This is a genomic window from Rhizobium sp. 05L419 (assembly GCF_056397845.1).
The window spans coordinates 321,555-345,700 of record NZ_JBFTOF010000001.1 but is presented as its reverse complement, the minus strand read 5'-3'; the positions used below and the strand labels follow the sequence as shown (position 1 = coordinate 345,700).

The window sequence follows — 24,146 nt, the reverse complement described above, 5'->3', positions numbered from 1 at the left end:
TCTTATAGTGTGTGCACGCATTGCCCGGCGACATAGGTCGCAACAGCCCGTCCGCTGAAGCGCGCATCTTCGAAGGGCGTGTTCTTCGAGCGGGAAAGAAGCATGTCCTTCGAGACAAGCCAAGGCTCGTCCAGGTCGATCAAGGCGATATCCGCCTTCGCACCCGGCTTCAGCGTGCCCGCCTCGAGGCCGAAGATCTGGGCGGGGCGCGTCGACATGGCATCGATCAGGCGCATCAGGCTGACATGGCCGCTGTGATGCAGGCGAAGTGCAGCCGCCAGCATCGTTTCGAGGCCCACTGCGCCATCGGCAGCTTCGCCGAAGGGCAGTCGCTTCGTGTCGACGTCCTGCGGATCATGCGAGGACACGATGATGTCGATCGCGCCTCTTGCCAGCGCCTCCACCATCGCCACGCGATCGTCCTCCGAGCGAAGCGGCGGGTAGAGCTTGAAGAAGGTGCGGTACTCGCCGATGTCGTTCTCGTTGAGCGCCAGATTGTTGATCGAGATGCCGCAGGTGACGTTTGCGCCCCGGCTCTTGGCGACTTCGATTGCCTCGACCGATTCCGGCACCGAGATCATCGCAGCGTGATATTTACCGCGCGTCAGTTTGGCGATGCGAAGGTCGCGTTCCAGCGGAATCAGTTCAGCTTCCTTAGGAATGCCGCCAAGGCCGAGCCAGCTTGCAAACAGCCCCTCGTGCATGACGCCGGTGGCACCGAGATATTTGTCGCGTGTCTCGCAGGAGATCACCGCGCCGAATTCGCGCGCATAGGTCATTACTCGACGCAGGACTTGCGTGTCGTGCACGCTGGAGCGGCCGTCGGTGAACGCCACCGCGCCGGCTTCCATCAGCATGCCGATCTCGGTCATCTCTTCGCCGGCAAGATGCTTGGTGATCGCCGCTGCCGGGTAGACATTGATCAGCGCCTTGTCCTTCGCCGTCTTCTTGACGAACTCCACCAGCGCGATGTCGTCGATAACAGGATCGGTATCCGGCATCATGATGATCGATGTGACGCCGCCGGCCGCTGCCGCGCGGCTGGCCGAAGCGATCGTCTCGCGGTGTTCCGCGCCTGGCTCGCCGATATGAACGCGTGCATCGACAAGGCCGGGCGTCGCAACGAGCCCGGTGCAATCGCGAACCGTCGCGCCCTCGGGCGTGCACTGGTTCTGTGCATCCTTGCCCGAGGCAACGATGATGCCGTCCTTGACGACGATCGTTCCGATTTCATCGAGATTGCGCGAGGGATCGACGATGCGCACGTTCTGGAAGACGATCGAATTGCTCATGCGCCGGCTCCTTCGCTGCGGGGCCCCTGGTTTTGCGAGACAAGCAGTGTCTCCATCACGGCCATGCGCACCGCAACCCCCATTTCAACCTGCTCGGCAATCACGCTCTGCGGCCCGTCAGCGACCTCCGAGGCGATTTCGACGCCACGGTTCATCGGGCCGGGATGCATGACCAGTGCATCCTCTTTTGCCGCCTTCAGCGTCTCCGCGTCGAGCCCATAGAAATGGAAGTATTCGCGTACCGACGGCACAAAGGCGCCGGACATGCGCTCGCGCTGCAGGCGCAGCATCATCACCACGTCGGCGTCCTTCAGGCCGTCCTTCATCGAATGGAACACCTCGACGCCCATGTCGGCGATCCCGGCCGGCAGCAGCGTTGCCGGTGCTACGACACGGACGCGTGCGCCCATTGCGTTCAGAAGCAGGATGTTCGACCGCGCGACGCGCGAATGCAGGACGTCGCCGCAGATGGCGACGATGATGCGGGAGAGCTTGCCCTTGGCGCGGCGTATCGTGAGGGCGTCGAGCAGCGCCTGCGTAGGGTGCTCGTGCTGCCCGTCGCCTGCATTGACCACCGAGCACGAGACCTTCTGCGCCAGCAGTGCCGCGGCGCCCGCGCTCGAATGGCGGATCACCAGCACATCGGGCCGCATCGCGTTCAGCGTCATCGCCGTATCGATTAACGTTTCGCCCTTCTTGACCGACGAATTGCCGACCGACATGTTCATCACGTCGGCGCCAAGTCGTTTGCCGGCAAGTTCGAAGGAGGCTTGCGTGCGCGTCGAGGCTTCGAAGAAGAGGTTGATCTGCGTCAAGCCCCTCAGCGTCGACGTCTTCTTTTCTCGCTGTCGACTGATCTTGACGGCCTCGTCGGCCCTGTCGAGAAGAAAGGTGATATCCTGCTCCGTGAGCCCTTTGATACCGATGAGGTGGCGGTGGGGAAAGAAGACCATGAACCTGCCTCTTGCTGTCGTCAGCGGCTCTATAAAGAGTGAGCGAGGCCACGGCAAGCACGCCCTGTGGGCAAAGGCCCATGTCCCTCTGCAATTTTCCGGCAATTCAGCTAAACCAAGAGCGACGGAAAATCGTAACTTCCGGTTTCCCTTTGCCTGCCACTTGCACTAGAAGCGATTCATGACGCCCGCCGAAGAAAAACTCGCCGAACTCAATCAGCCGAGCCTGTGGTCCGGAATCAATGCCTATAGGTCCGATCCGTTGATCGTCGACCTGACGGGCTCGCTGCCGCGTGGCATCCGTGACGACCTGGACAACATGGGCCGTTATGTCACCTCGCCGGAGGCGCAGGAGCTGGCGCGCATGGCAAACCAGGGCGTGCCGCAGCTGCGCACCCATGGGCCGCGCGGTGAGCGCCTGGACGTTGTCGAGTTTCATCCCGCGTGGCACGCGCTGATGCGCCGCTCGATGTCATCAGGTCTTCATTCCTCGGTCTGGGACCCGCAGGCGGATGCCGATGCCAAGGATGAAGCCCACAAGATTAGGGCGGCACGTTTCTATCTGACCGCGCAGCTCGAATCGGGCCACCTCTGCCCGCTCACCATGACGAGCGCCTCCGTTGCCGCTCTTTCGGCCTCTCCGAGCGTGCAAAAGGATTGGGCGCCGAAGATCCTTTCGCGCAAGTACGATTCGACCAACAAGCCCGCCATGCAGAAATCAGCCGTGACGATCGGCATGGGCATGACGGAAAAGCAGGGCGGCACCGATGTCCGCTCCAACAAGACCGCTGCCGAAAAGGTCAGCGAGGGAATTTACCGCCTCTCCGGTCACAAGTGGTTCATGTCGGCGCCAATGAGCGACGCCTTCATCATGTTGGCCCAGACGAAGGAAGGCATGGGCTGCTTCCTCGTCCCGCGCCTGCTGGAAGATGGCTCTGCAAACGGCCTGCAGTTCCAGCGGTTGAAAGACAAGGTTGGCAACCGTTCCAACGCTTCGTCCGAAGTCGAATTCAACGATACGTTCGGCTTCCTGCTCGGTGGCCCGGATGCCGGCGTCCGTACCATCCTCGACATGGTGACACTGACGCGCCTCGATTGCGCGTTGGCCTCGTCGGGCATTATGCGTGCTTCGCTGGCAGAGGCCGTGCACCACACCCGCGGCCGCAGCGTCTTCGGCAAGATGCTCGTCAACCAGCCGATCATGACGCGCGTGCTCGCCGACATGGCGCTCGACGTCGCTGCTGCGACAGCACTTTCCTTCCGTCTTGCAGACGCATTCGACAAAGCACGCGGCAGCGCTGAAGACGCCGCTTACGCCCGCGTCATGACGCCGGTTGCCAAGTACTGGTGCTGCAAGATCGCGCCCGCGCTGATCTATGAGGCGATGGAGTGCATCGGCGGCAGCGGCTACATCGAGGACCGCCCGATCGCCCGCCACTATCGCGAGGCTCCGGTCAACGCGATTTGGGAGGGCTCCGGCAATGTCATGGCGCTTGATGTCCTGCGCATCCTGAACCGCGGCAAGGATCTTTTTGAAACCGTCTTCGCCGGCCTCGCGCGCGATCTGGGGCCGGCCGGAAAGAAGACCATCGATGTCCTGCGCGCTGCAATGGCGCTCTGCGAACGGGACGAGGGCGCTGCCCGGCTTCTGGTCGAACAGCTTGCGCTCGCAGCAGGTGCTGCGGAGCTATACAGGCTTGGGGCAGGGCGGATCGCCGACGCCTTCATCGAAACCCGCCTGGCGGGCGGCTGGCGAGCGACCTACGGCATGCTCGATTCGCGCTTCGACGCCAGCTACATCGTCGACCTGCTCTATCCGCCAGCGGCCTGATGACGACGCTGCGCCCAGTTCTGGCTGATGATCTTGACCAGATCTATGCTATTTCGCTTCTGACAGGCGACGCAGGCAGTGACGCGTCCGGATTGCATCGCGACGGAAAGCTTATCGGCCACATATACTCCGCGCCCTATGTGCAGCTCAGTCCGGAAACAGCCTTCGTGGCAGAAGATTCCGAGGGTGTGGCGGGCTATATTGTCGGCGTCTTCGATACGGTCGCTTTCCAGGAGCGGCTTGAACGGGACTGGTGGCCGGCTCTTCGAAAGGCTTACACAGATCCGCTAGGTGATCCCTCCATCTGGGACGCGGACCAGAAACGCATCGCCGCGATCCACCATCCGCCTCCTGCGCCGGACGCAATGGTCGACGCCTTTCCCGCCCATATCCACATGAACCTCCTGCCGCGACTGCGGGGTCAGGGGATAGGCACCAGGCTTCTCGATCTGTGGGTGTCGAACGCCCGCAGCAACGGCGTAAACGGCGTTCATCTCGGCGCCAATGCGGGCAATCACAATGCGCTGCGTTTCTGGGGTTCACGCGGATTCCGACGCCTTGAGCCGCCATTCGTTGCTGTATCCGACCGCACTGCATGGTTCGGACAGACGATCGGGTTTGATGCGCAGCAAATTTGTCACTAAACGGTGACTTTTGTTGGATTGCCGTACCTGAAAGCGGGCTATCCACAATCTTTCAAAGGCTTGTCCGTTGCTGGTTTTAGGTGGCGTTGCTACTCACCGCTAAGTGACAAATCGGATCGAATCCCTGATGCTGAATGACCCTCTAGTGCCAATTCCAGTTGCCGACGCGATCCGCACCGAACCGGAAAGGCGCGTTCGCGATCGCAGTGCGACAGAAAAGGCAATCCTCAATGCCGCGAAGTCTCTGCTGGCGGAGGAGGGCTTCCAGAATTTCGGCATCAATGCTGTCGCCCGCCGCGCCGGTTGCGACAAGCAGCTCATCTATCGCTATTATGGAGGGCTGAACGGCCTCGTGGAAGCGATCGGAGCCGATCTCGGTACATGGGTCAAGGACCGCATCCCGGAAGACACCGGCGGCATGTTCCTGCTCACCTACGGCGATCTGATGGAGCGGTTGTCGCTCCTTTTCCTCGAGGCCCTGCGGGACGATCCGCTGGTTCGGCGAATCGTCGCCTGGGAGGTCTCGGAGAATACCGAGCAGGTGAGGCGGCTTTCCGAAGCCCGGTCCAAGGCGCTCGCCAACTGGCTGGAGCGCATGCGCGGATCGCTTGCGCCCCCGAAGGGCGTCGATGCCGTCGCTGTCAACGCGATTCTGATCGCGGCAATCCAACATCTCGTTCTGTCTGCGTCCGCCGGCGGCCAATGCGCCGGCCTCGCGTTGAAAACATCCAAGGACTGGGAGAAGGCCGCCACCGCACTGAAACGCATCGTTCGCGGCGTCTATGGTTGAGATGGACTAGCCTTTCCACAGCCATGCGCCGGGACGTTAACCTTAATAAATGGTTTACGTTGCGAGGTTGGCGTTAAGGAGACAGGGTACCGGAGAGTTCAAAGTGAGAGTCCGGAGCCATGGGAACCAAGATCGCAAGAACGGCGTTACTCATCGGCGCGATGATCTTCTTTGCCGTCCTGGCATTGGATATTGCAGTTCCGGCGACGGTTCTGAGCTTGATGGTGCTATCCACATGGCTGGTTTCGCATGAGCGTCCGTCCGGCCGGAGACATGGAGAGGCGACGGCATGAAGTGGTTCCTGATCTTCTGGGCCGGTCCGATCGTCTTTCTGGCGGGCTGGTACTGGCTTTCCTATTACGACATCAGCTTCGGCATCTACATGTTCAGCCGTCAGGTGCATGATCTGACGTTCCAGATCTATGGCAACGTTCTCGGCATTCCGCCGGAAACAATTCCGCCGCTCGTCGCGCGCGCAATCGCCGTCGACAGCCTCGTTGTCTTCGCCATTGTCGCCTTCCGCAAGCGCAAGACGATCATCGCCTGGTGGCAGGCGCGTCAGGCGTCGAAATCGTCCGAACCGGCTCTTGCCAGCAAGGACAGCCTGTCGAGAGCGCCCTGAAGGATAAAGCTCGCGGCCGCCGAATCGATGCGTTCGGCGCGTTTGGCGCGTGATACGTCCATCTCCAGCAACGCACGCTCGGCGGCAACCGTCGACAGCCGCTCGTCCCAATAGACAAATGGCAGGGCTGTCTTCTGCTCCATGTTGCGCACGAAGGCACGTGTCGCCTGCACGCGCGGTCCAGCTGAGCCGTCCATGTTCATAGGCAGGCCGATAATGAAACCGGCGACCTTCTCCCTTGCTGCAAACGCCAGCAACGTCAGGGCGTCGATCGAAAACTTCTCGCGCTTGATGACCGGCCTCGGGGTCGAAAAGCGCCGCCCGAGATCCGACATGGAGAGCCCGATTGTCTTCGTGCCGAGGTCGAGGCCGGCAATGGCCTGTCCGGGCTGAAGCGCTTCCGCCAGTTCCTCTATCGTCAGCACCGTCATTGTCGTCCATCCCGTCAAAAGAAATTGAAGCGGCCGCCGCTTTTCTTTGCGACCGCATCGGATATGTCCATAACGATCGAAGAACGCTTTTGCATCCAGAATAAAAGGATTGATTTCATGAAGATCACTTGGCTAGGTCACTCGGCCTTCCGCATCGAGACCGGAAAGGCGACGATTCTCCTCGACCCCTTCCTGACCCACAACGCGTCTTTCGCCGGCCAGAATCTGAAGGACGTGACAGCAGGTGTCACCCACATCCTTCTGACCCACGGCCACGGCGATCATGTGGGCGATACGGTTGCGCTCGCCAAGGAGACCGGTGCCGTGGTTCTTGCCAACGCCGATCTTGCCGCCTGGCTTGGCTCCAAGGGCCTATCAAAGATCGAGATGGGCAATACCGGCGGCACGGTTTCGCTCGGCGGCTTTTCGGCGACCTTCACCAACGCGCTGCATTCCTCCGCGCAAATCACCGAGGACGGCGTGTCCCACGCGCTTGGCAACGCGAACGGCCTGATGCTCCACTTCGATGACGAAGCCTCGATCCTCGCCATGGGCGACACCGACATCTTCTCCGACATGGCGTTGATCAACGAACTGCACCAGCCTGACATCGGCCTCGTACCGGTCGGCGACCGCTTCACCATGGGCGGTGCGGTCGCCGCGCTTGCATGCCAGCGCTACTTTGGCTTCAAGACCGCGATCCCCTGCCACTACGGCACGTTCCCGATCATCGACCAGACCCCGGAAAAGTTCGTCGCCGGCATGGATGGCTCGAAGACCGATGTAAAGGCGATCAAGTCGGGCGAAAGCCTTTCGCTTTGATGCAAGAGGCCTGATTCGCCCCGAATCGGGCGACGGAATTCTACGCAATCAGGAAGCCATGCCCGTTGCACACCGCGGGCATGGCCTTTATAGCGGGTAGGAAAAATCCTATCCGGAGAATGTCATGTCCGTCGACTTTGTCACCGTCAAGCGCGTTGCGCGCCTTGCTCGTATTGCCGTCTCGGAAGAAGAGGCAAACCGCATGGTTGGCGAGTTGAACGGCATTCTCGGCTTCGTCGAGCAGCTTTCCGAAGTGAATGTCGAGGGCATCGAGGCCATGACCTCGGTCACCCCGATGGCGATGAAGAAGCGTACGGACCAGGTGACGGACGGCAGCAAGGCCGCCGATATCGTTTCCAATGCGCCTGTTACCGATCAGAATTTCTTCCTGGTACCCAAGGTCGTCGAATAGGGCCCGCAGCCTGTTTCCGACATCGTTGCCATCTCAGATTTGAAGCGAAGTATCATGAGCGAACTCACCAGCCTTACCATTGCCGAAGCCCGTACGAAGTTGCGTGCCAAGGAAATCAAAGCGACCGAACTGACCGAGGCCTATATCTCGGCAATTGAGGCGGCAAACGACAAGCTCAATGCGTATGTGAAGGTCACGCCTGAGAAGGCGCTGCAGATGGCCGAAGTCTCAGACGCACGTCTTGCCGGCGGCAAGGCTGGTGCGCTCGAAGGCATTCCGCTCGGAATCAAGGACCTGTTCGCCACCGAAGGCATCCACACGCAGGCTTGCAGCCATATCCTCGACGGCTTCAAGCCGCATTACGAATCGACGGTCACCCAGAACCTCTGGGATGACGGCGCCGTCATGCTMGGCAAGCTGAACATGGACGAGTTCGCCATGGGCTCGTCCAACGAAACCTCGTACTACGGTTCCGTCATCAATCCTTGGCGTGCAGCCGGCTCCAACCAGCAGCTCGTTCCCGGCGGTTCCTCCGGTGGGTCGGCGGCTGCCGTTGCCGCCCACCTTTGCGCCGGCGCCACCGCCACCGATACCGGCGGCTCGATCCGCCAGCCGGCAGCCTTCACCGGCACCGTAGGAATCAAGCCGACCTATGGCCGCTGCTCGCGCTGGGGCACGGTTGCCTTTGCGTCTTCGCTCGACCAGGCCGGTCCGATTGCCCGCGATGTCCGCGATGCCGCGATCCTGCTGAAATCGATGGCCAGCGTCGATGCCAAGGATACCACGTCCGTCGATCTCCCCGTTCCCGACTACGAGGCCGTCCTCGGCCAGTCGCTGAAGGGCATRAAGATCGGCATCCCGAACGAGTATCGCGTCGACGGTATGCCCGAGGAGATCGAAACACTCTGGCAGCAGGGCATCGCCTGGCTTAGGGATGCCGGTGCGGAAATCGTCAGCATTTCGCTGCCGCATACCAAGTATGCGCTGCCGGCCTACTATATCGTTGCGCCCGCCGAAGCCTCGTCGAACCTCGCCCGCTATGACGGCGTGCGCTATGGCCTGCGTGTCGACGGCAAGGACATTGCCGACATGTACGAGAAGACCCGGGCTGCCGGCTTCGGCAAGGAAGTCAAGCGCCGCATCATGATCGGCACTTATGTCCTTTCGGCCGGTTACTACGACGCCTACTACATCCAGGCGCAGAAGGTCCGCACGCTAATCAAGCGCGACTTCGATCTCGCCTTCCACGCCGGCGTAGACGCGATCCTGACGCCAGCCACTCCCTCCTCCGCCTTCGGCATCGCCGACGAGGATCTCGCATCCGACCCAGTCAAGATGTACCTCAACGACATCTTCACCGTCACCGTCAACATGGCCGGCCTTCCCGGCATCGCCGTCCCTGCCGGCCTCGACCACAAGGGCCTGCCGCTCGGCCTGCAGCTGATCGGCAAGCCGTTCGACGAAGAGACGCTGTTCAAGACGGCGCACGTCATCGAACAGGCCGCGGGTAGGTTTACGCCGGCGAAATGGTGGTAGTTTCAATTGCTCGATGCGGAAACGGCGCCCACGGGGCGCCGTTTCCGTTTCAGCGGTTGTCCAGCTGCCCTCTGACGAGCCGAAGCCCCCGTTCGGTGATGCGATAGGGCTGTCCGGTCTGCGACTTGATCGCCTTCAGCCGTTTGAGCTTGCGAAAGAGATCCAGGTCGACGCCGGGATAGACCCAGCCGTCGCGGGTGAAGCAGCTCACTGCCTCGATTTTCCGTCTGTCGTCGCGTTCGATTTCGATGCGGCCGCCCTGGGCCAACAGGTGCAGGATACGCTGCTCCGTGCGTGAAATGTCCATTGGGATGTTGATCCGGTCTCGCGCCCGATAAGGCGCACAAAAACGATCTGGCGTCCGGGGTGGACGTCAGGGCTTCGTTTTTTTGGGCCCGTGCGCGCAAGCGAACTTGCGGGCAGGGCCTTTACCGGGTCTCTGATGACGAGCTCAACATTCGGGTTTGATAGTGCGCGGCAGAATACCCGTCAAGCTTTGCACCTGCGAACGGACGCGGGAAAAGGCGTGATTATTGCCTGCGATGCTTTGATAAAGCGCCGATTCGGTGGTTTAATTTCGGGGTAACGCGGAGGTCTCATGTGATCCACATTCGCAATGCCCGCGAAGGGGAAGCGGAACTTTTGAGCGAGATCGGGCTGCGGGCCTGGCAAAGAGCGATGGCGACGATCGGCGAATCCGATGCCATGGTGGATGCGGCTCGCAGTGCATTCTTCAATTTCGTCGCGAGCCGTTGGCTGACGATTACTGTCGCCGAATGGAACGGGCATGTCGCGGGCTGGGCGGCCCGGGAGGCGTTGGACGAGACCATATCCGATTTCTGGATCGATCCCGCTTTCACCAGGCATGGTCTCGGTTCCGCCCTTCTCAGGGAGATCGAAAGGGATATCGCCGAACATGGTTTCGACAAGGCGATGATGCAGACGCACTCGGGAAACACCGAAGCGATCGGCTTCTTCCAAAAGCACGGCTACTCCATCCACTGGCTTTCAATCGCCTACAATCCCAAGCTCGATCGCGACGTGCCGTCGGTAGGCCTATTGAAGCCTATGGAAACCGAGGGAACCGGAATTTACGGTGCTTTCTAGACAAAGCCGAGCGTCACGCAGCCGAATCCGATGACGAGCATCACCACCAGCAGCACGTGAAGGACGGCGATCCCCTGCAGGACGGTTCGAAAGGGCTCTTTTTGCGTTTTGTGCCGAAGCAGGCGTTGGGCGCTGATAGCGCCAATACTGCCGCCGAAAAAAGCCAGCATGAGAAGCGTCCTCTCACTCACACGCCGGCGACCGTAGCGGGCAGCCTGCTTGTCTGCGAAATAGATCGAAAACACAAAGACGTTCAGCCCAGCAAAAAGTCCGATAAATTCGATGGTATCCGTTGTCGGCATGGAGCGATACTACCGCGTTCGTGTTAACGATCGCGAAACCTGCTGCATGGCGACGGGCGCCCGGAAACGCTGAAAGCCTTGCACCGGCAAGCCATTTCCGTTACCTCACCACTTGAAAAGAACAGCTTCAAAAAGAGCATCTCATGACCCTTGTCGACGTTCGCACGCCTGATCCGAAACGCTTCATTCCCGGCGCCACTGGCGATTGGGAAGTCATCATCGGCATGGAAGTCCATGCGCAGGTGCTGTCCAATTCGAAGCTGTTCTCCGGCGCGTCGACGGAATTCGGCAAGCCGCAGAATTCCAACGTATCGCTCGTCGATGCCGCCATGCCCGGCATGCTGCCCGTCATCAATGAGGAATGCGTCCGGCAGGCCGTGCGCACCGGTCTCGGCCTCAAGGCGCAGATCAACAAGCGCTCGATCTTCGATCGTAAGAACTATTTCTATCCAGACCTGCCGCAGGGCTACCAGATATCGCAGTTCAAGGATCCGATCGTCGGAGAGGGCCAGATCGTGATCTCGCTCGGGCCGGATCGCCAGGGCCAGTTCGAGGACATCGAGATCGGCATTGAGCGTCTGCACCTGGAGCAGGACGCCGGCAAGTCGCTGCACGACCAGCACGCGACCATGTCATACGTCGACCTCAACCGTTCCGGCGTGGCACTGATGGAAATCGTCTCCAAGCCGGATATGCGCTCGTCGGACGAGGCAAAGGCCTACATGACCAAGCTGCGCTCGATCGTGCGCTATCTCGGTACCTGCGATGGCAACATGGACGAAGGCTCGATGCGCGCCGACGTCAACGTGTCCGTCCGCCGTCCGGGCGAAGGTTTCGGGACGCGCTGCGAAATTAAGAACGTCAACTCCATCCGCTTCATCGGCCAGGCGATCGAATACGAAGCCCGCCGCCAGATCGGCATTCTCGAAGATGGTGGAGCCATCGATCAGGAAACCCGCCTGTTTGATGCCGGTAAGGGCGAGACGCGGTCCATGCGCTCCAAGGAAGATGCGCATGACTATCGCTACTTCCCCGATCCAGACCTGTTGCCGCTCGAATTCGACGATGCTTTCGTCAAGGCACTGGAAGCGGATCTGCCGGAACTGCCCGACGACAAGAAGGAGCGCTTCGTGCGCGAACTGGGCCTGTCGGTCTACGACGCTTCCGTGCTAGTATCCGAAAAGGCGATTGCCGATTATTTCGAAGCCGTGGCCGAGGGCCGTGACGGCAAGACGGCCGCCAACTGGGTCATCAACGACCTGCTGGGAGCGTTGAACAGAATCGGCAAGGATATTGAAGGGACTCCGGTTTCGCCCGCTCAGCTCGGGGCGATCATCGATCTCATCAAGGCCGAGACTATCTCCGGCAAGATCGCCAAGGACCTGTTCGAAATCGTGCTCGCCGAAGGCGGCGACCCGGCCGAGATCGTCGACGCCCGCGGCATGAAGCAGGTGACGGATACCGGCGCGATCGAAAGGGCCGTCGATGAAATCATTGCTGCTAACCCCGACCAGGTCGCCAAGGTTCAGGCCAAGCCCACGCTCGCCGGCTGGTTCGTCGGCCAGGTGATGAAGGCGACCGGCGGCAAGGCGAACCCCCAGGCCGTCCAGGCACTCGTCAAGGCGAAACTAGGCATCGAGGAGTAAGGTCCGTGTATTTCGTGCGCACAGCCAGCGAGCGTGACCTCGGCAAGGTTAGCGTCCTGTTGGGTGAAGCGTTTCGCGCCGCCTATGCCGAGCTTCACGGTGAGGCAAAGGTCAAGGAACTCATAGCGCACCTCTTTTCGCCTGCAGCGCTTCAGGCGCGGCTCGTCAGGAAGAATGCGGAGTTTCTTGTCGCCGACAACGGCAAGCACATTGGCGGCATCGGCTATGCCGCCATGTCCGATGAAATGACCAAGACGGTCATGCTGCATCTGCTTTACGTCCGCCCGGCGCTTCATCGCCAGGGCATCGGGCGCGAGATCTTCGCGGAGCTGGAGACGTGCTTTCCCGACGCGGAGATCATGCGCCTGGAGGTCGAGCCGATGAATACGACGGCCATTGCCTTCTACCGCGCCCACGGCTTTGCGGATGCCGGCCGCAACGAAAACGACGGTCCTGGCCAATCCGGTATAGCGACCTTGATCCTTGAAAAGCCGCTCGAAACACACTGATGCGATCACGATGACCAAAGCCCAGACGATTGTTCGCGAAGCTCGAAAAGACGATCTTGTGTCACTGATTTCCATGTTCGCAGTCGATGATATCGGCGGTCATCTCGATGCCCTGGCGCCGGAAGCCTTCGGCGACTACGTGAAGGCCTTCGACACGATTGCCGCATCGCCCGTTCAGACCCTCTACGTCGCGGAACGCGATGGCGTGGTCGGCACCTTCCAGACTTCTGTTGCCACGACATTATCAAGGCGCGGAGCATCCTTCATGATTTCGAAGCGGCGCAGACGCGTGGCGATATGCGCGGCCAGCGAATTGGTGCGAAAATGATTGAATTCTGCGTTGCCGAGGCAAAAGGCCGCGGTCTCAGCAGAGTGCCGTTGATTTCGAGCGCCAAGCGCGAGGGTGCGCACAGGTTTTATGAAAAACTCGGCTTCACGCCGTCGCACCTAGGCTTCGTGATGGCCCTGGAATAAGGCCACTTTGCTCTGGAATCGCTGGACAATACATTCCGCTGACGGCATAAGCGAGGGATCGAATTCTGGTCCCGCTCGCCATCTGGCAAGCTCAAGGAAAAGACATGAAGAATCTCCTCCTGCAAATCTTCACCTGGTGGAACGGTCAGACGATGGGCACGCGTTTCGCGACCTGGCGTTTCGGCAAACGCGTCGGCGAAGATGAATTGGGCAACGTCTACTATGAAGGCGGCACGTCCTCCTTCGGCCTGCCGCGGCGCTGGGTTATCTACAACGGCTACGCGGACGCTTCGGCCATTCCGCCGGGCTGGCACGGCTGGATGCACCACCGGACCAATGTTCCGCCGTCCCAGGAAAACTATGTTGCCAAGGACTGGCAAATTGGTCACCGCGCCAACCCGACGGGTACGGCGCAGGCTTACCGTCCGCCTGGCTCTCTGTCCGTTCCCGGCGAGCGCCCGCGCGTCACCGGTGATTACGACGCTTGGACGCCCGGCAACTGACAAGGCCGTCCGGCCCCGCTTTTGGCCACAATTGACCTTTACCCGCAGGTTGGCCGCAGAAACTGCGGCCTTTGATTTTGAGATGCGGTGGAGACGGGTAGATATGAATCTTTTCACGCGGAACCATACCCTGCGTGCCGTCGGGTTGGCCTTGGCATTTTGCTCGTCGTTGTTGCCGCACGCCGCGTTCGCGGCCCGTATCGACAATTCGGTCGCCGTCTTCTCCGGCCTCGACAAGATCACCGGCCGCATCACGACCTTCGATGTCTACGTCAACGAGACCGTGCAGTTCGGTGCGCTGCAGGTGACGCCGAAGGCCTGCCACTCCCGCGACCAGGCGGAAGCGCAGAAGATCGACGGCTTCGTCGAAGTGGACGAGATCACGCTTGATCGCAAGATCCGCCGCATCTTCACCGGCTGGATGTTCGCCGACAGCCCCGGCCTCAACGCTGTCGAGCATCCGATCTATGACGTCTGGCTGAAGGACTGCAAGCAGACCTCGGACGTACCGGCGCCTGACAAGGCGGCCAAATAGCCTCAAAATTGCAGGTGAGGCGATTCCATCGCAGCAGCGAGCATGTGCGCGTAGTCGTCTTTCGGCACGTCGATGGCGCCGAACGTCTTCAGGTGTTCGGTGGTGAACTGCGTGTCGAGCAGTGTGAAGCCTTTTTCGCGGAGGCGCTCGACCAGGTGGACGAGGCAGATCTTCGACGCGTCCGTCCGGCGAGAAAACATGCTTTCTCCGAAAAACGCCGAGCCCAGCGAAACGCCGTAAAGACCGCCAACCAGGCCGTCGCCATCCCATGCTTCGACCGAATGCGCATGGCCGATGCGATGTAGCGTCGAATAGAGCGATCTGATCGTCTGGTTGATCCAGGTGCTCGGCCTGCCGTGTGTCTCCTCCGCGCAGGCGGCGATCACATCGTCGAAGGCGTCGTTGAAGCGGATGTCGAAGGGCTTTCGCCGGATCGCCTTTGCAAGGCTTTTGGAAACGTGAAATCCATCGAGCGGCAGGACGCCGCGAACGTCGGGCTCGACCCAGAAGATTTCCGGATCGTCGGCCGACTCGGCCATCGGGAAAAGCCCAATGGAATAGGCGCGCAGGAGGATTTCCGGTGTGATGCCTGGAGACTTCCTGCGCGATCCTGCCATTCCTGGTTACGCCGGCTTGTTGGCCAGATAGTCTTCCAGCCAGTGGATGTCGTAATCGCCGTTGGCAATATCCTGGTTGTCGACCAGATCCTGGAACAACGGCAGCGTGGTCTTGATCCCGTCGACGACGAATTCGTCAAGCGCACGGCGAAGACGCATCATGCATTCCACACGTGTACGACCGAAGACGATGAGCTTGCCGATCAGGCTGTCGTAATAGGGTGGGATCTTATAGCCCTGATACGCACCGCTGTCGACGCGCACGCCAAGGCCGCCCGGCGCATGGAAATGCGTGATCGTGCCCGGAGAGGGTACGAAGGTGCGCGCGTCCTCGGCATTGATACGGCATTCGATGGCGTGACCGTGAAAGTGTACTTCGTCCTGCGTCAACGACAGCCCACCGCCGGAAGCGACGCGGATCTGCTCGTGCACGAGATCGATACCGGTGATCGCCTCGGTGATCGGATGCTCGACCTGCAGGCGGGTGTTCATTTCGATGAAATAGAACTCGCCGTTTTCGTAGAGGAATTCGATCGTGCCGGCACCGCGGTACTTGAGCTTCATCATGGCATCGGCACAAACCTGGCCGATCTTCATGCGCTGCTCCACATTGAGAGCCGGAGAGTTGGCTTCTTCCCAAACCTTCTGGTGCCGGCGCTGCAGCGAGCAGTCGCGTTCGCCGAGATGGATCGCGTTGCCTTCGCCGTCGCCGAATACCTGGATTTCAATGTGGCGGGGCTTGCCGAGGTATTTTTCCATGTAGACGGCGTCGTTGCCGAAGGCGGCAGCCGCTTCCGTACGCGCAGTCGACCAGGCTTCGATGAGGTCGTCGGGGGTCTTGGCGACTTTCATGCCGCGTCCGCCGCCGCCGGCCGTCGCCTTGATCAGGACGGGATAGCCGATTTCCGCGGCCGTCTTCAGCGCGTCTTCTTCGGTCTTCACTTCGCCGTCGGATCCTGGAACAACCGGAATGCCGAGTTCCTGCGCGGTCGTCTTGGCCGTGATTTTGTCGCCCATGATCCGGATATGATCCGCCGTCGGGCCAATGAACGTGATGCCATGCGCTTCCAGGATGTCGGCGAACTTGGCGTTCTCCGACAGGAAGCCATAGCCGGGATGCACGGCGTCGGCGCCGGTGATCTCGCAGGCAGCAACGATCTGATGGATGTTCAGATAGCTATCGCGCGATTGCGGTGGGCCGATACAGACGCTCTCGTCGGCAAGGCGCACATGCATTGCATCTGCGTCCGCGGTCGAATGGACCGCGACACAGGGAATGCCGAGTTCCTTGCAGGCACGCAGCACGCGCAGCGCGATTTCGCCGCGGTTGGCTATGAGGATTTTCGAGACCATGATGCCCGCCTTATTCGACGACGACGAGGGCTTGGCCGTATTCGACGGGGCTGCCGTCCTCGACGAGAATTTCTGTCACCTTGCCGGACTTCGGCGAAGGAATCTGGTTCATCGTCTTCATCGCTTCGATGATGAGCAGCGTCTGGCCTTCCTTGACCGTCGCACCGACTTCGATGAAGGCGCGGGCGCCGGGGGCAGGAGCCATGTAGACTGTGCCGACCATCGGCGCACTGATCGTGTTCGCCGGGTTGCGAACGGCGGCGGCTGGTGCCGCCGCTGCTGCGGCAGCGGGAGCTGCGGCATAGGCCGGTGCCGCCATAGGCGCTTGAACGTACTGCGTGGTGCCGTTGCGCGAAACGCGGATGCGCAGGTCGTCCTGCTCGACTTCGATTTCCGTCAGATCCGTCTCGTTGAGGATGTTTGCGAGATCGCGGATCAGCGCCTGATCGATACCGTTTTTCTTCTCAGCCATGAGTTTTTGCCCTGTCTTCTTCTTATGCCGTGAGATTCTTCAGCGCCTGCAGCGCCAGAATGTAGCTATGAGGTCCAAAGCCGCAGATGACGCCCTTAACTGCAGGCGCAATCATCGACTTGTGGCGGAATTCTTCCCGCGCATGAACATTGGAAATATGGAGCTCTACAACCGGAATGGAAATAGCGCGGATTGCATCGTGGAGCGCGACCGAAGTGTGCGTATAAGCACCGGCATTGATCGCCACCCCGATGGCCTTGTCGTTCGCCTCGTGGAGCCAGTCGACAAGCACGCCCTCGTGATTGCTCTGACGGAAATCGATCTCGATGCCGAGATCGCGTCCAGCCGCCTTGCAATCCGTTTCGATGTCCTGAAGCGTCTTGCCGCCGTAGATGCCCGGCTCTCTTTTGCCGAGCATGTTCAGGTTTGGCCCGTTCAGGACGAAAATAGTCTGCGTCATCGAATGTTCCGTCAAATGTGCGAGGGCAACCTATAGACTCACCAAAGGCTTAATGAAAGCCCTTTGGGCAGGGCAGCCGGAATCGCGCCATATTTGTCCACATGGCTGAAACGCTTCGATTTTGGCGATTTGATGAGCGTTGCCTCAGCAACTTGTCTTGCCGCAGGTGCGCATATTCTTCACCTTGGTCTCAAGATCGTCGAAGCCGACCGCCCCCTGCACCAATTCGTTGCCGATGATATAGGAGGGGGTGCCTGTGATGCCGAGGCTCTGAGCCAGCTGGTAGGTTTCCTGAACGGACGCATCGCTTGCGCTTTTGGCCATTTCTTCACGGATCTGCTTTTCACTGACGCCAAGCGATTTCGCCACTTCGATGGCGCTGGCTTCGTCCGCGCGGCCGTCGCTGCTGAGAAGCGCGATATGGAACTGGCTGTACTTTTCCGGCGCCAGCTTGCGGAAGGCATCAGAGACCTTGTGGGCTGCAACGGAGTCCGGCCCGAGGATCGGGAATTCCTTCAGGACGAAACGTACGTTCTTGTCCTTCTTGAGCATGGTCTGCATATCGGAAAGCGCATGGCGGCAATAGCCGCAATTGTAGTCGAAGAACTCGACGATGGTGATATCGCCCTTCGGGTTGCCGATCGTCATGTCGTATTTGGCATCGAAGATCGTCGACTTGTTGTCGGAGATCACGGCATTCGCTTTGACGAGCCGGGCGGCTTCCTGCTTCTTCTGCAGCGCCGTCTGCACATCGATCATGATCTCGGGGTTCTCGATCAGATACTGTTTGATGAACTCGCCGAACTCCTTCTTCTGCGCGTCATCGAGCGCGGCTGCCGGGAAAGCAACGGCGACGGAGGCCGTCAGTGCCAGCGCGGTGAAGATCTTTGGGAGAAGGGCCATGATATCCTCGTCTTTGGGGATGATATGCGTCGTACCGGGTGCCAGATACCACCGCCCGGTTAACAGTCAGCAATGCGAAGCGTCAAACTACGGTGCGGTCAGCTGTCTTCAAACAGGAATTTTCACATCGGTTGTTTGATCGCGGGATTGTGATGAGCCGATTAATGCGGCAATTGTCGGGCCGCAATCAAAGCGAGAGAGAAGCGATCGTGTTTTCCATTTCCAAACGCAGCGAAGTCGAACCCTTTCATGCTATGGATGTCCTGGCCGAGGCGACGAAGCGGCGCGCAAGCGGTCATCCGGTCATCTCGATGGCTGTCGGGCAACCATCGCATCCGGCGCCACAAGCGGCTCTCGAGGCCGCCCGGGCTGCTCTGACGGAAGGCAAGATCGGCTACACCGATGCGCTCGGAACGGCGCGATTGAAACATGCGCTCGCGTGGCACTACAGGGATCGGCATGGTCTGGAAGTCGATCCGGCGCGGATCGCGATCACGACCGGATCCTCGGCAGGTTTCAATCTGGCATTCCTGTCGCTGTTCGATGCGGGAGACGCCGTGGCGATCGCGCGGCCGGGATATCCTGCCTACCGCAACATCCTGGGAGCCCTTGGTCTGAAGGTGATCGAGGTCCCGGTAAGGGCTGAGACACATTTTACCCTGACGCCGGAAAGCCTGGAAGCAGCACAGGTCGAGCACAATGTTGACCTGAAGGGCGTTCTGCTGGCCAGCCCGGCGAACCCGACTGGCACGGTGACGGGCCGGGCGGGGCTGAAGGCGCTCGCCGACTATTGCTCTGCTCAATCCATCGCCTTCATCTCGGACGAGATCTATCACGGCCTGACTTTCGCAGGCGAGGAAACCAGTGCGCTGGAACTGACCGACGAAGCGATCGTCATCAATTCGTTTTCCAAATATTATTGCATGACTGGCTGGCGGGTCGGCTGGATGGTGTTGCCGGATCGGTTGGTGCGACCGATCGAGCGCGTGGCCCAGAGCCTCTACATTTCGCCGCCGGAACTCTCGCAGATCGCGGCAACGGCGGCGCTCGGCGCAGGCGCCGAACTCGATGTCTACAAGGCGAGCTATGCCGCCAACCGTGAATTCCTGATGCGCCGCCTACCGGAGATCGGGCTCTCCATCGCGTCGCCCATGGACGGCGCCTTCTACGCCTATGTCGACGTGACCCGCTTCACCAACGACAGCATGGCTTTCGCCAAGCGGATGCTTGCCGAGATCAATGTCGCTGCGACACCGGGCCTCGATTTCGACCCGCTGGAGGGCAACAGGTCGATGCGCATGTCCTATGCTGGCTCCGAGGTGGAAATCGTAGAGGCGGTCGAGCGGATGGCCGGTTGGCTGAAATAAAGCCGTTCTTTATCAAAGCGCTGTGACGGTTTTCGGATTCGGTTTCCCGCCGTCTTGAATCAAAATCTGAAGGGCGCGCCAGCCGGGCCGCTACTGAAAGGTCCGGCGGTTGTCCCGGTCGAGCGCGGAAACGAGAGCGAGCAAAGTCTCCGACACCGGAGTAGGCACCGCCGCCAGCCGCCCGAGCACCACCACCATGCCGACCAGCGGAGCAATCTCCAGAGCCTTGCCGGCGAGAAGGTCCTGAAGCATGGAGGTTCGCACCGGGCCGATCTGCCGGGCCTGTTCCAGCCGCTGTTCGACGGACATGCCCACATTGGCGCCGAGCGCTTCGCCAACCGCCTTCACTTCCTTCATCACCCTGCCGATCTGATCGCTCACCGCTGCGTCCGCCATGAGGTCGGACATCAATGAGCGGGTGAGCGCGCTGATCGGATTGAAAGAGGCATTGCCCATCAGCTTGCTCCAGATGTCGTCGCGAATCCGCGGCGAGACCGTCACGCCGATGTTCGCGTTGCGCAGCAGTGACTCGATGCTTTCAAGGTCGGCAGTGGTGTTGCCGGACGGCTCGCCGATGATGAAGTGCCCGTCATTGCTCAGCCTGACGACGCCGGGCTGGCTGACTTCGGCGCCTTGATGCGCGACGCAGCCGATCACGCGTTGCGGTCCGACCAACCGCCAGAGCTTGCCGCCCGGGTCAAGCTCTTCGAACTGGAGTTCGGCGTGCCGGTTGTCGTTGTCGCGATGGAAATACCACCAGGGAATGCCGTTCAGGATCGTCAGGACGCGGGTACGGTCGCCTAGGAGATGGGCAATGCCCTCGGCCGCTGCGCCGAGCTGGTGGCCCTTGAGCCCCGTGATGACCAGATCCTGCTCTGGCAGGCCCGTCGGATCGTCGGTGGCTATCAGGCGCGCCGTCAGCGGCAGATCTGACCCCGCTTCGAACAGCTTCAGCCCGTCCCGCCGGATTGCATCGAGGTGACCTCCGCGCGCGACGACCGAGACGTTCACGGCGCTTCCGAGCGATGAGGCAAGCTTGATTGCAATCGCGCCGCCAAGCGCGCCGGCGCCGAAAACACATATATTTCTGATGGGCATGAAGTTGCCTCTCCGCGATCATTGGACCGCGTTAGACATAGGCCATCCCGCCTGCGAGGCGAATGATATTTTGGTGCGGCAGCCAAGCTCGATGTGCAGCCTCAAAGTGCACCCGGCAGCAGTTCGTTGCGGCGAAGCTCGTCGATTGCGACAACGGCATCTTCCGCAGTCCAGCCCGCGCGGATGGCTGCGGCGATCATCCTCACCTCCGCTTCTGCCTCTATCTGAAGGAAGAGGGGTTCCAGCGCTTCCTGGGCGGTGAGAATATGATCATTGGGAGGTGCAATGGACTGGCGTGAGGCTAGCGTAGGCATCTGCGCAATTCTCCTCTCTGGCTTGACTCTTCACAATGCGCGAGGCGCAAAAAAGGTTCCGGATAAAGTTTCCCAAAAGCTTCATCTTGTTCTTTCGCCCCGGCTCTGCCTTGTTGCGCGCCTAGGCTGGTGCTCGATTCGGTTCCCGATAAAGAGGCGGAGCCGGCAGCAAAGCGCACGAAGGAGATTGCGATGACAAACGCCAAGAACGGGATTTCCGAAATGCGGCCAAGAATAACGGTGATCGGCGTCGGTGGCGGCGGTGGCAATGCCATCAATAACATGATTTCGGAAAATCTCGAAGGCGTGGATTTCATCGCTGCCAATACGGACGCCCAGGTACTCGCGACATCCAAGGCCTCGCGCAAGATCCAGCTCGGCGCGCATGTGACCGAAGGTCTCGGCGCCGGTTCGCTGCCGGAGATCGGCCGCGCTGCTGCCGAAGAATCGATCGACGAGATCATGGATCATCTGGCTGGTTCGCACATGTGCTTCGTCACCGCCGGCATGGGCGGCGGTACCGGCACGGGTGCTGCGCCGGTCATTGCACAGGCGGCCCGCAATGCCGGCATCCTGACGGTCGGCGTCGTGACCAAGCCCTTCACCTTCGAAGGCAACCGCCGCTTGAAGACCGCCGAGGCAGGCATAGAGGCGCTGCGCCAGGCCGCCGATACCGTCATCGTCATTCCGAACCAGAACCTCTTCCGCATCGCGGACGCAAAGACCACCTTTGCCGATGCCTTCATGACAGCCGACCGCGTGCTCTATGCCGGTGTTGGCTGCATCACCGACCTGATCGTCAAGGAAGGCCTGATCAACCTCGATTTCGCCGACGTAAAGTCGGTCATGCGCGGCATGGGGCGGGCGATGATGGGAACCGGTGAGGCCTCTGGCGAAGAGCGCGCGATGAAAGCGGCGGAAGCCGCAATCGCCAATCCGCTGCTGGACGACATTTCTATGAAGGGTGCCAAGGGCGTGCTGATTTCGATCTCGGGCGGCTCCGACATGACGCTCTTCGAGGTGGATGAGGCCGCAAGCCGAATCCGCGACGAAGTACAGGACGATGCCGATATCGTCGTCGGCGCGATCTTCGACCGCAACCTCGACGGCAAGTTCCGCGTCTCGGTCGTTGCGACGGGCCTTGATGGTGCCGGCGCTGGAGCTACGGCAGTTCAGGCGGGCGCCGCACCGGGCCAAGGCATGCCGACGCGCACTCTGCAGTAGATTTTCGTTATTTCTCTGGCCGCGCGCTTTCCCGGGCGCGCGGTTTTTTCTGCCCGGTGTCGGGGCCTGCTCGAGCACCTGCCCAATTCCTGGAAATAGCAAGGCAAGCGCCCTAAATTCGATGTGGCTTATTCCGCCTGCTCAGGCGCTCACACCGAGGCTGGTCGACGGTCGTCACCCGCCCGCGACAAGGCGCGCGGAGCCGATCTCGTTGCCAGTGATCCTGCGGCCGGTCTGCTTCGTATGAGACCGAGTTGAGAGATAGCTGGGTTGCGATGAGGGATGTTTTATGGCGAAGTTTGCATATATTTTCGCGGGCTTGCTTATTCTGATTGGGGTGCTCTGGATGGGGCAGGGCAGCGGCTATTTCCCGTACCCAGCAGAAAGCTTCATGATCGATCAAACGCCGTGGATCTACTGGGGAGCTATCGCGGCCGCAGCGGGCGTCATCCTTTTCGTCGTCACCAGGAACGCGCGAGGCAGATAGCGATGAAGCCGGTCCGTTGTTGGTGCCTTATCGGCCTCGCCGCGATGTCCATCGCCTGCAGCGCGTGTACAACAGAGCGCGGCGTCCGTGCCACTGAAACGAGCAATCCGCCCAGGCCGGTGCCAAGGCATGCGGCGTCGCAGGACTGCCGCTCGAAACCAAACGCCGCAGGCATGCTTCGAACCCTCTGTTACTAGGGGCGGCGTTTGATGCAGGGGTGGTAGCGGCGCTGCCAGACGGGCACATTGCCGGCGGTTTGCCGTGTCTGTGGTTCTCACTTTCGTCAGACCCAGATGGGCGTCTAGCGCTCGGGCGGATCGAATTCGTTCGCTGCGATGGTCTGAGAAGCGTTCGCCGGATACCCGAGGAGCAAGTGATTGCTCCCCCGAGTGTTGTGGCCGGCGAACTTTGGATGGCTGCTGAAGACTCAGGCTCTGCGCGCACGCATCTCAGTCGTATGAGGATGGGTCCCGTCCGGGGCGCGAAGCCCGCGATGCTTGCTGGTGAAGACCCATTCGACATTGCCGGGCTCGAATGGGCGCCGCGGATTCCTGAGTTCCAGCCGACGCTCGGAGAGGCTGCGCGGCAGGCCGTCGATCATGTCGTTGATGAAGGCCTCCAGGCTCTCCTTCCACCGAGGCGAGACCGCTACGTCGATGCCTCCGTAGCGATGGAAGTCGGGATGCTTTCGGGAATAGCAGGCAGCGATCATCCAGGCGTGCTGCTGCTTTAGAAAACGGTCTTTAATTGTCATTCGCAGTCTTTTTCATTCCTTGGCGTCGTCGACGACATCGGCTTCCGGGCGGTCGCCTCCGATCGACCGTTCCGTTGTCCAGCTGCGTCTGCACGCTGATATGTGATTTCCGCATCCTGGCGGCCGAGCTGCTGTCGCTCTGCGGCGTTTTGGCCTCTGCCAGTGCTTCTTCGAGTTGGGAAGGTGTCCGACCAGACATCACCCCGGCGGTAAGCCCGGGCGCCATCATGTTCGGCGAGGTGCTTCGTAGTCGACATCGTTTGTTCCTTCAAGGATTTTTCGCAACAAACTTCACGGCCGGCATCCGGCTCGCGGAAAGGCTGGCATATTGAAGCAAGCAAACGCCATCGCGGGCCGCGCGTCTCGTGGCCTGTGTGAAGCTGGATTCAATAGTGAGGGGAGCTTGCGCAGGCGCGGAACGCTTCATAGGCTCAGTGCGTTGAGGATTCGTTCAACGCATTTCAATAGGAAGCCCATGCGCGCTCAGTCGAAGCCGTTCGTCGTCGAAATCAAAACATCCCGCCGCACCGATCGCCGCCAAGCGGAATCGATCTGGGGCAATCTCGATCTCTCCGCTGTGGCCCAAGAAGTGGCCGAAGACCTTCCGCATTCGGCTACGGCTGCCACCGACGATGCGAAGAGCGTGCGGTAGGGCACACCAGGCGCCGATTCGGGCGCTGTTGATCAA

General features: G+C 60.6%; 30 protein-coding genes and 1 pseudogene. 18 read left to right on the top strand and 13 right to left on the bottom strand.

Annotated elements, in window-relative coordinates:
* Positions 1 to 2 precede the first annotated feature (2 nt).
* Both AC1DMK_RS01820 and AC1DMK_RS01815 read right to left on the bottom strand, forming a co-directional pair.
* Positions 3 to 1,292, bottom strand: coding sequence for a dihydroorotase (locus AC1DMK_RS01820; protein ID WP_477856809.1), 1,290 nt, complete (start codon positions 1,290 to 1,292; stop codon positions 3 to 5).
* Positions 1,289 to 2,245, bottom strand: a complete 957-nt coding sequence (locus tag AC1DMK_RS01815) for an aspartate carbamoyltransferase catalytic subunit (protein ID WP_037063482.1) — start codon at positions 2,243 to 2,245, stop codon at positions 1,289 to 1,291. The genes AC1DMK_RS01820 and AC1DMK_RS01815 overlap by 4 nt, the downstream gene beginning before the upstream one ends.
* 181 nt (positions 2,246 to 2,426) lie before the next feature.
* On the opposite strand from AC1DMK_RS01815, the gene AC1DMK_RS01810 reads away from it, so the two are divergent.
* From AC1DMK_RS01810 to AC1DMK_RS01790, 5 genes are all read left to right on the top strand, one after another.
* A complete protein-coding gene (locus tag AC1DMK_RS01810; RefSeq protein WP_037063485.1) occupies positions 2,427 to 4,076 on the top strand; it encodes an acyl-CoA dehydrogenase family protein in 1,650 nt (549 codons plus the stop codon).
* Positions 4,076 to 4,720, top strand: a complete 645-nt coding sequence (locus AC1DMK_RS01805; RefSeq protein WP_477856806.1) for a GNAT family N-acetyltransferase — start codon at positions 4,076 to 4,078, stop codon at positions 4,718 to 4,720. The genes AC1DMK_RS01810 and AC1DMK_RS01805 overlap by 1 nt, the downstream gene beginning before the upstream one ends.
* Before the next feature lie 127 nt (positions 4,721 to 4,847).
* Positions 4,848 to 5,510, top strand: coding sequence for a TetR/AcrR family transcriptional regulator (locus tag AC1DMK_RS01800; protein ID WP_037063490.1), 663 nt, complete (start codon positions 4,848 to 4,850; stop codon positions 5,508 to 5,510).
* A 119-nt stretch (positions 5,511 to 5,629) separates the two neighbouring features.
* Positions 5,630 to 5,803: a hypothetical protein gene (locus AC1DMK_RS01795; protein WP_477856804.1), complete on the top strand. Its 174-nt coding sequence runs from the start codon at positions 5,630 to 5,632 to the stop codon at positions 5,801 to 5,803.
* The gene (locus tag AC1DMK_RS01790) at positions 5,800 to 6,132 is read left to right on the top strand and encodes a DUF6105 family protein (protein WP_037063492.1); all 333 of its coding nucleotides are present in this window, start codon (positions 5,800 to 5,802) and stop codon (positions 6,130 to 6,132) included. Before AC1DMK_RS01795 ends, AC1DMK_RS01790 begins: the two co-directional genes overlap by 4 nt.
* Here the strand turns inward: AC1DMK_RS01790 and ruvX are convergent.
* Positions 6,069 to 6,563 carry a Holliday junction resolvase RuvX gene (gene ruvX, locus AC1DMK_RS01785; RefSeq protein ID WP_477856802.1) on the bottom strand — a complete coding sequence of 165 codons (495 nt, stop codon included), beginning with the start codon at positions 6,561 to 6,563 and terminating at the stop codon, positions 6,069 to 6,071. The genes AC1DMK_RS01790 and ruvX overlap by 64 nt on opposite strands.
* Positions 6,564 to 6,680: 117 nt before the next feature.
* Between ruvX and AC1DMK_RS01780 the strand changes: the two genes are divergently transcribed.
* The 3 genes from AC1DMK_RS01780 to gatA all read left to right on the top strand — a co-directional run bounded on the left by AC1DMK_RS01780 (position 6,681) and on the right by gatA (position 9,333).
* On the top strand, positions 6,681 to 7,385 hold the full coding sequence (locus AC1DMK_RS01780; RefSeq protein WP_477856800.1) for a metal-dependent hydrolase: 705 nt from the start codon (positions 6,681 to 6,683) through the stop codon (positions 7,383 to 7,385).
* 124 nt (positions 7,386 to 7,509) lie between these two features.
* A complete protein-coding gene (gene gatC / locus AC1DMK_RS01775) occupies positions 7,510 to 7,797 on the top strand; it encodes an Asp-tRNA(Asn)/Glu-tRNA(Gln) amidotransferase subunit GatC (protein ID WP_477856799.1) in 288 nt (95 codons plus the stop codon).
* Positions 7,798 to 7,851: 54 nt separating this feature from the next.
* Positions 7,852 to 9,333 (top strand): Asp-tRNA(Asn)/Glu-tRNA(Gln) amidotransferase subunit GatA, encoded by a 1,482-nt coding sequence (gatA, locus tag AC1DMK_RS01770; protein WP_477856797.1) that lies wholly within the window; start codon positions 7,852 to 7,854, stop codon positions 9,331 to 9,333.
* Positions 9,334 to 9,382: 49 nt separating this feature from the next.
* Here gatA and AC1DMK_RS01765 read toward each other — a convergent pair whose 3' ends face one another.
* Positions 9,383 to 9,640, bottom strand: coding sequence for a YjhX family toxin (locus AC1DMK_RS01765; RefSeq protein ID WP_477856795.1), 258 nt, complete (start codon positions 9,638 to 9,640; stop codon positions 9,383 to 9,385).
* A 293-nt stretch (positions 9,641 to 9,933) separates the two neighbouring features.
* Between AC1DMK_RS01765 and AC1DMK_RS01760 the strand changes: the two genes are divergently transcribed.
* Complete coding sequence (locus tag AC1DMK_RS01760; RefSeq protein WP_037063503.1) at positions 9,934 to 10,440, top strand: GNAT family N-acetyltransferase; 507 nt, start codon at positions 9,934 to 9,936, stop codon at positions 10,438 to 10,440.
* On the opposite strand, the gene AC1DMK_RS01755 is transcribed toward AC1DMK_RS01760, so the two are convergent.
* Positions 10,437 to 10,742 (bottom strand): DUF1294 domain-containing protein, encoded by a 306-nt coding sequence (locus AC1DMK_RS01755; protein WP_477856793.1) that lies wholly within the window; start codon positions 10,740 to 10,742, stop codon positions 10,437 to 10,439. The genes AC1DMK_RS01760 and AC1DMK_RS01755 overlap by 4 nt on opposite strands.
* 143 nt (positions 10,743 to 10,885) lie before the next feature.
* On the opposite strand from AC1DMK_RS01755, the gene gatB reads away from it, so the two are divergent.
* The 5 genes and pseudogenes from gatB (at position 10,886) to AC1DMK_RS01730 (ending at position 14,409) form a co-directional block, all read left to right on the top strand.
* Positions 10,886 to 12,388, top strand: a complete 1,503-nt coding sequence (gatB, locus tag AC1DMK_RS01750) for an Asp-tRNA(Asn)/Glu-tRNA(Gln) amidotransferase subunit GatB (RefSeq protein WP_037063507.1) — start codon at positions 10,886 to 10,888, stop codon at positions 12,386 to 12,388.
* Between the two features lie 5 nt (positions 12,389 to 12,393).
* The gene (locus AC1DMK_RS01745) at positions 12,394 to 12,897 is read left to right on the top strand and encodes an N-acetyltransferase family protein (protein WP_477856792.1); all 504 of its coding nucleotides are present in this window, start codon (positions 12,394 to 12,396) and stop codon (positions 12,895 to 12,897) included.
* Positions 12,898 to 12,907: 10 nt separating this feature from the next.
* Positions 12,908 to 13,371 (top strand): annotated as a pseudogene (locus AC1DMK_RS01740) (GNAT family N-acetyltransferase).
* A 104-nt stretch (positions 13,372 to 13,475) separates the two neighbouring features.
* Positions 13,476 to 13,874 carry an NADH:ubiquinone oxidoreductase subunit NDUFA12 gene (locus AC1DMK_RS01735; protein WP_037063511.1) on the top strand — a complete coding sequence of 133 codons (399 nt, stop codon included), beginning with the start codon at positions 13,476 to 13,478 and terminating at the stop codon, positions 13,872 to 13,874.
* Positions 13,875 to 13,977: 103 nt separating this feature from the next.
* Positions 13,978 to 14,409, top strand: coding sequence for a DUF2155 domain-containing protein (locus AC1DMK_RS01730; RefSeq protein WP_037063513.1), 432 nt, complete (start codon positions 13,978 to 13,980; stop codon positions 14,407 to 14,409).
* A 2-nt stretch (positions 14,410 to 14,411) separates the two neighbouring features.
* On the opposite strand, the gene aat is transcribed toward AC1DMK_RS01730, so the two are convergent.
* From aat to AC1DMK_RS01705, 5 genes are all read right to left on the bottom strand, one after another.
* Positions 14,412 to 15,026, bottom strand: a complete 615-nt coding sequence (gene aat / locus AC1DMK_RS01725) for a leucyl/phenylalanyl-tRNA--protein transferase (protein WP_477856789.1) — start codon at positions 15,024 to 15,026, stop codon at positions 14,412 to 14,414.
* Between the two features lie 6 nt (positions 15,027 to 15,032).
* Positions 15,033 to 16,379, bottom strand: coding sequence for an acetyl-CoA carboxylase biotin carboxylase subunit (gene accC, locus AC1DMK_RS01720; RefSeq protein ID WP_037063517.1), 1,347 nt, complete (start codon positions 16,377 to 16,379; stop codon positions 15,033 to 15,035).
* Between the two features lie 10 nt (positions 16,380 to 16,389).
* The gene (gene accB / locus AC1DMK_RS01715; RefSeq protein ID WP_477856788.1) at positions 16,390 to 16,851 is read right to left on the bottom strand and encodes an acetyl-CoA carboxylase biotin carboxyl carrier protein; all 462 of its coding nucleotides are present in this window, start codon (positions 16,849 to 16,851) and stop codon (positions 16,390 to 16,392) included.
* Between the two features lie 22 nt (positions 16,852 to 16,873).
* Positions 16,874 to 17,311 (bottom strand): type II 3-dehydroquinate dehydratase, encoded by a 438-nt coding sequence (aroQ, locus tag AC1DMK_RS01710; protein ID WP_037063520.1) that lies wholly within the window; start codon positions 17,309 to 17,311, stop codon positions 16,874 to 16,876.
* A gap of 144 nt (positions 17,312 to 17,455) precedes the next feature.
* A complete protein-coding gene (locus AC1DMK_RS01705) occupies positions 17,456 to 18,214 on the bottom strand; it encodes a DsbA family protein (RefSeq protein WP_037063522.1) in 759 nt (252 codons plus the stop codon).
* A 209-nt stretch (positions 18,215 to 18,423) separates the two neighbouring features.
* Here AC1DMK_RS01705 and AC1DMK_RS01700 point away from each other — a divergent pair, with 209 nt between their 5' ends.
* A complete protein-coding gene (locus AC1DMK_RS01700) occupies positions 18,424 to 19,581 on the top strand; it encodes an aminotransferase class I/II-fold pyridoxal phosphate-dependent enzyme (protein ID WP_037063632.1) in 1,158 nt (385 codons plus the stop codon).
* A gap of 90 nt (positions 19,582 to 19,671) precedes the next feature.
* Here the strand turns inward: AC1DMK_RS01700 and AC1DMK_RS01695 are convergent, their stop codons facing one another.
* Positions 19,672 to 20,679, bottom strand: a complete 1,008-nt coding sequence (locus AC1DMK_RS01695) for a ketopantoate reductase family protein (RefSeq protein ID WP_477856786.1) — start codon at positions 20,677 to 20,679, stop codon at positions 19,672 to 19,674.
* Between the two features lie 101 nt (positions 20,680 to 20,780).
* Complete coding sequence (locus AC1DMK_RS01690) at positions 20,781 to 20,993, bottom strand: hypothetical protein (RefSeq protein WP_037063524.1); 213 nt, start codon at positions 20,991 to 20,993, stop codon at positions 20,781 to 20,783.
* A 192-nt stretch (positions 20,994 to 21,185) separates the two neighbouring features.
* Here AC1DMK_RS01690 and ftsZ point away from each other — a divergent pair, with 192 nt between their 5' ends.
* Positions 21,186 to 22,217: a cell division protein FtsZ gene (ftsZ, locus tag AC1DMK_RS01685; RefSeq protein ID WP_037063634.1), complete on the top strand. Its 1,032-nt coding sequence runs from the start codon at positions 21,186 to 21,188 to the stop codon at positions 22,215 to 22,217.
* Between the two features lie 289 nt (positions 22,218 to 22,506).
* A complete protein-coding gene (locus tag AC1DMK_RS01680; RefSeq protein ID WP_477856783.1) occupies positions 22,507 to 22,704 on the top strand; it encodes a hypothetical protein in 198 nt (65 codons plus the stop codon).
* A 427-nt stretch (positions 22,705 to 23,131) separates the two neighbouring features.
* Here AC1DMK_RS01680 and AC1DMK_RS01675 read toward each other — a convergent pair whose 3' ends face one another.
* Positions 23,132 to 23,458 (bottom strand): hypothetical protein, encoded by a 327-nt coding sequence (locus tag AC1DMK_RS01675; protein ID WP_477856781.1) that lies wholly within the window; start codon positions 23,456 to 23,458, stop codon positions 23,132 to 23,134.
* Positions 23,459 to 23,933: 475 nt separating this feature from the next.
* Between AC1DMK_RS01675 and AC1DMK_RS01670 the strand changes: the two genes are divergently transcribed.
* On the top strand, positions 23,934 to 24,110 hold the full coding sequence (locus tag AC1DMK_RS01670) for a hypothetical protein (RefSeq protein ID WP_477856779.1): 177 nt from the start codon (positions 23,934 to 23,936) through the stop codon (positions 24,108 to 24,110).
* Positions 24,111 to 24,146 lie beyond the last annotated feature (36 nt).

What these genes read in the sequence shown, in the direction of transcription:
- AC1DMK_RS01730 (WP_037063513.1), top strand. Translation starts at nt 13,978, where the DNA reads ATGAATCTTTTCACGCGGAACCATACCCTGCGTGCCGTCGGGTTGGCC.
- AC1DMK_RS01765 (WP_477856795.1), bottom strand. Translation starts at nt 9,640, where the DNA reads ATGGACATTTCACGCACGGAGCAGCGTATCCTGCACCTGTTGGCCCAG.
- ftsZ (WP_037063634.1), top strand. Translation starts at nt 21,186, where the DNA reads ATGACAAACGCCAAGAACGGGATTTCCGAAATGCGGCCAAGAATAACG.
- AC1DMK_RS01820 (WP_477856809.1), bottom strand. Translation starts at nt 1,292, where the DNA reads ATGAGCAATTCGATCGTCTTCCAGAACGTGCGCATCGTCGATCCCTCG.
- gatB (WP_037063507.1), top strand. Translation starts at nt 10,886, where the DNA reads ATGACCCTTGTCGACGTTCGCACGCCTGATCCGAAACGCTTCATTCCC.
- accC (WP_037063517.1), bottom strand. Translation starts at nt 16,379, where the DNA reads ATGGTCTCGAAAATCCTCATAGCCAACCGCGGCGAAATCGCGCTGCGC.
- AC1DMK_RS01670 (WP_477856779.1), top strand. Translation starts at nt 23,934, where the DNA reads ATGCGCGCTCAGTCGAAGCCGTTCGTCGTCGAAATCAAAACATCCCGC.
- AC1DMK_RS01755 (WP_477856793.1), bottom strand. Translation starts at nt 10,742, where the DNA reads ATGCCGACAACGGATACCATCGAATTTATCGGACTTTTTGCTGGGCTG.
- AC1DMK_RS01780 (WP_477856800.1), top strand. Translation starts at nt 6,681, where the DNA reads ATGAAGATCACTTGGCTAGGTCACTCGGCCTTCCGCATCGAGACCGGA.
- aat (WP_477856789.1), bottom strand. Translation starts at nt 15,026, where the DNA reads ATGGCAGGATCGCGCAGGAAGTCTCCAGGCATCACACCGGAAATCCTC.
- ruvX (WP_477856802.1), bottom strand. Translation starts at nt 6,563, where the DNA reads ATGACGGTGCTGACGATAGAGGAACTGGCGGAAGCGCTTCAGCCCGGA.
- AC1DMK_RS01805 (WP_477856806.1), top strand. Translation starts at nt 4,076, where the DNA reads ATGACGACGCTGCGCCCAGTTCTGGCTGATGATCTTGACCAGATCTAT.
- AC1DMK_RS01675 (WP_477856781.1), bottom strand. Translation starts at nt 23,458, where the DNA reads ATGACAATTAAAGACCGTTTTCTAAAGCAGCAGCACGCCTGGATGATC.
- AC1DMK_RS01680 (WP_477856783.1), top strand. Translation starts at nt 22,507, where the DNA reads ATGGCGAAGTTTGCATATATTTTCGCGGGCTTGCTTATTCTGATTGGG.
- AC1DMK_RS01705 (WP_037063522.1), bottom strand. Translation starts at nt 18,214, where the DNA reads ATGGCCCTTCTCCCAAAGATCTTCACCGCGCTGGCACTGACGGCCTCC.
- AC1DMK_RS01800 (WP_037063490.1), top strand. Translation starts at nt 4,848, where the DNA reads ATGCTGAATGACCCTCTAGTGCCAATTCCAGTTGCCGACGCGATCCGC.
- AC1DMK_RS01810 (WP_037063485.1), top strand. Translation starts at nt 2,427, where the DNA reads ATGACGCCCGCCGAAGAAAAACTCGCCGAACTCAATCAGCCGAGCCTG.
- AC1DMK_RS01695 (WP_477856786.1), bottom strand. Translation starts at nt 20,679, where the DNA reads ATGCCCATCAGAAATATATGTGTTTTCGGCGCCGGCGCGCTTGGCGGC.
- AC1DMK_RS01795 (WP_477856804.1), top strand. Translation starts at nt 5,630, where the DNA reads ATGGGAACCAAGATCGCAAGAACGGCGTTACTCATCGGCGCGATGATC.
- gatC (WP_477856799.1), top strand. Translation starts at nt 7,510, where the DNA reads ATGTCCGTCGACTTTGTCACCGTCAAGCGCGTTGCGCGCCTTGCTCGT.
- aroQ (WP_037063520.1), bottom strand. Translation starts at nt 17,311, where the DNA reads ATGACGCAGACTATTTTCGTCCTGAACGGGCCAAACCTGAACATGCTC.
- AC1DMK_RS01790 (WP_037063492.1), top strand. Translation starts at nt 5,800, where the DNA reads ATGAAGTGGTTCCTGATCTTCTGGGCCGGTCCGATCGTCTTTCTGGCG.
- AC1DMK_RS01735 (WP_037063511.1), top strand. Translation starts at nt 13,476, where the DNA reads ATGAAGAATCTCCTCCTGCAAATCTTCACCTGGTGGAACGGTCAGACG.
- accB (WP_477856788.1), bottom strand. Translation starts at nt 16,851, where the DNA reads ATGGCTGAGAAGAAAAACGGTATCGATCAGGCGCTGATCCGCGATCTC.
- AC1DMK_RS01690 (WP_037063524.1), bottom strand. Translation starts at nt 20,993, where the DNA reads ATGCCTACGCTAGCCTCACGCCAGTCCATTGCACCTCCCAATGATCAT.
- AC1DMK_RS01815 (WP_037063482.1), bottom strand. Translation starts at nt 2,245, where the DNA reads ATGGTCTTCTTTCCCCACCGCCACCTCATCGGTATCAAAGGGCTCACG.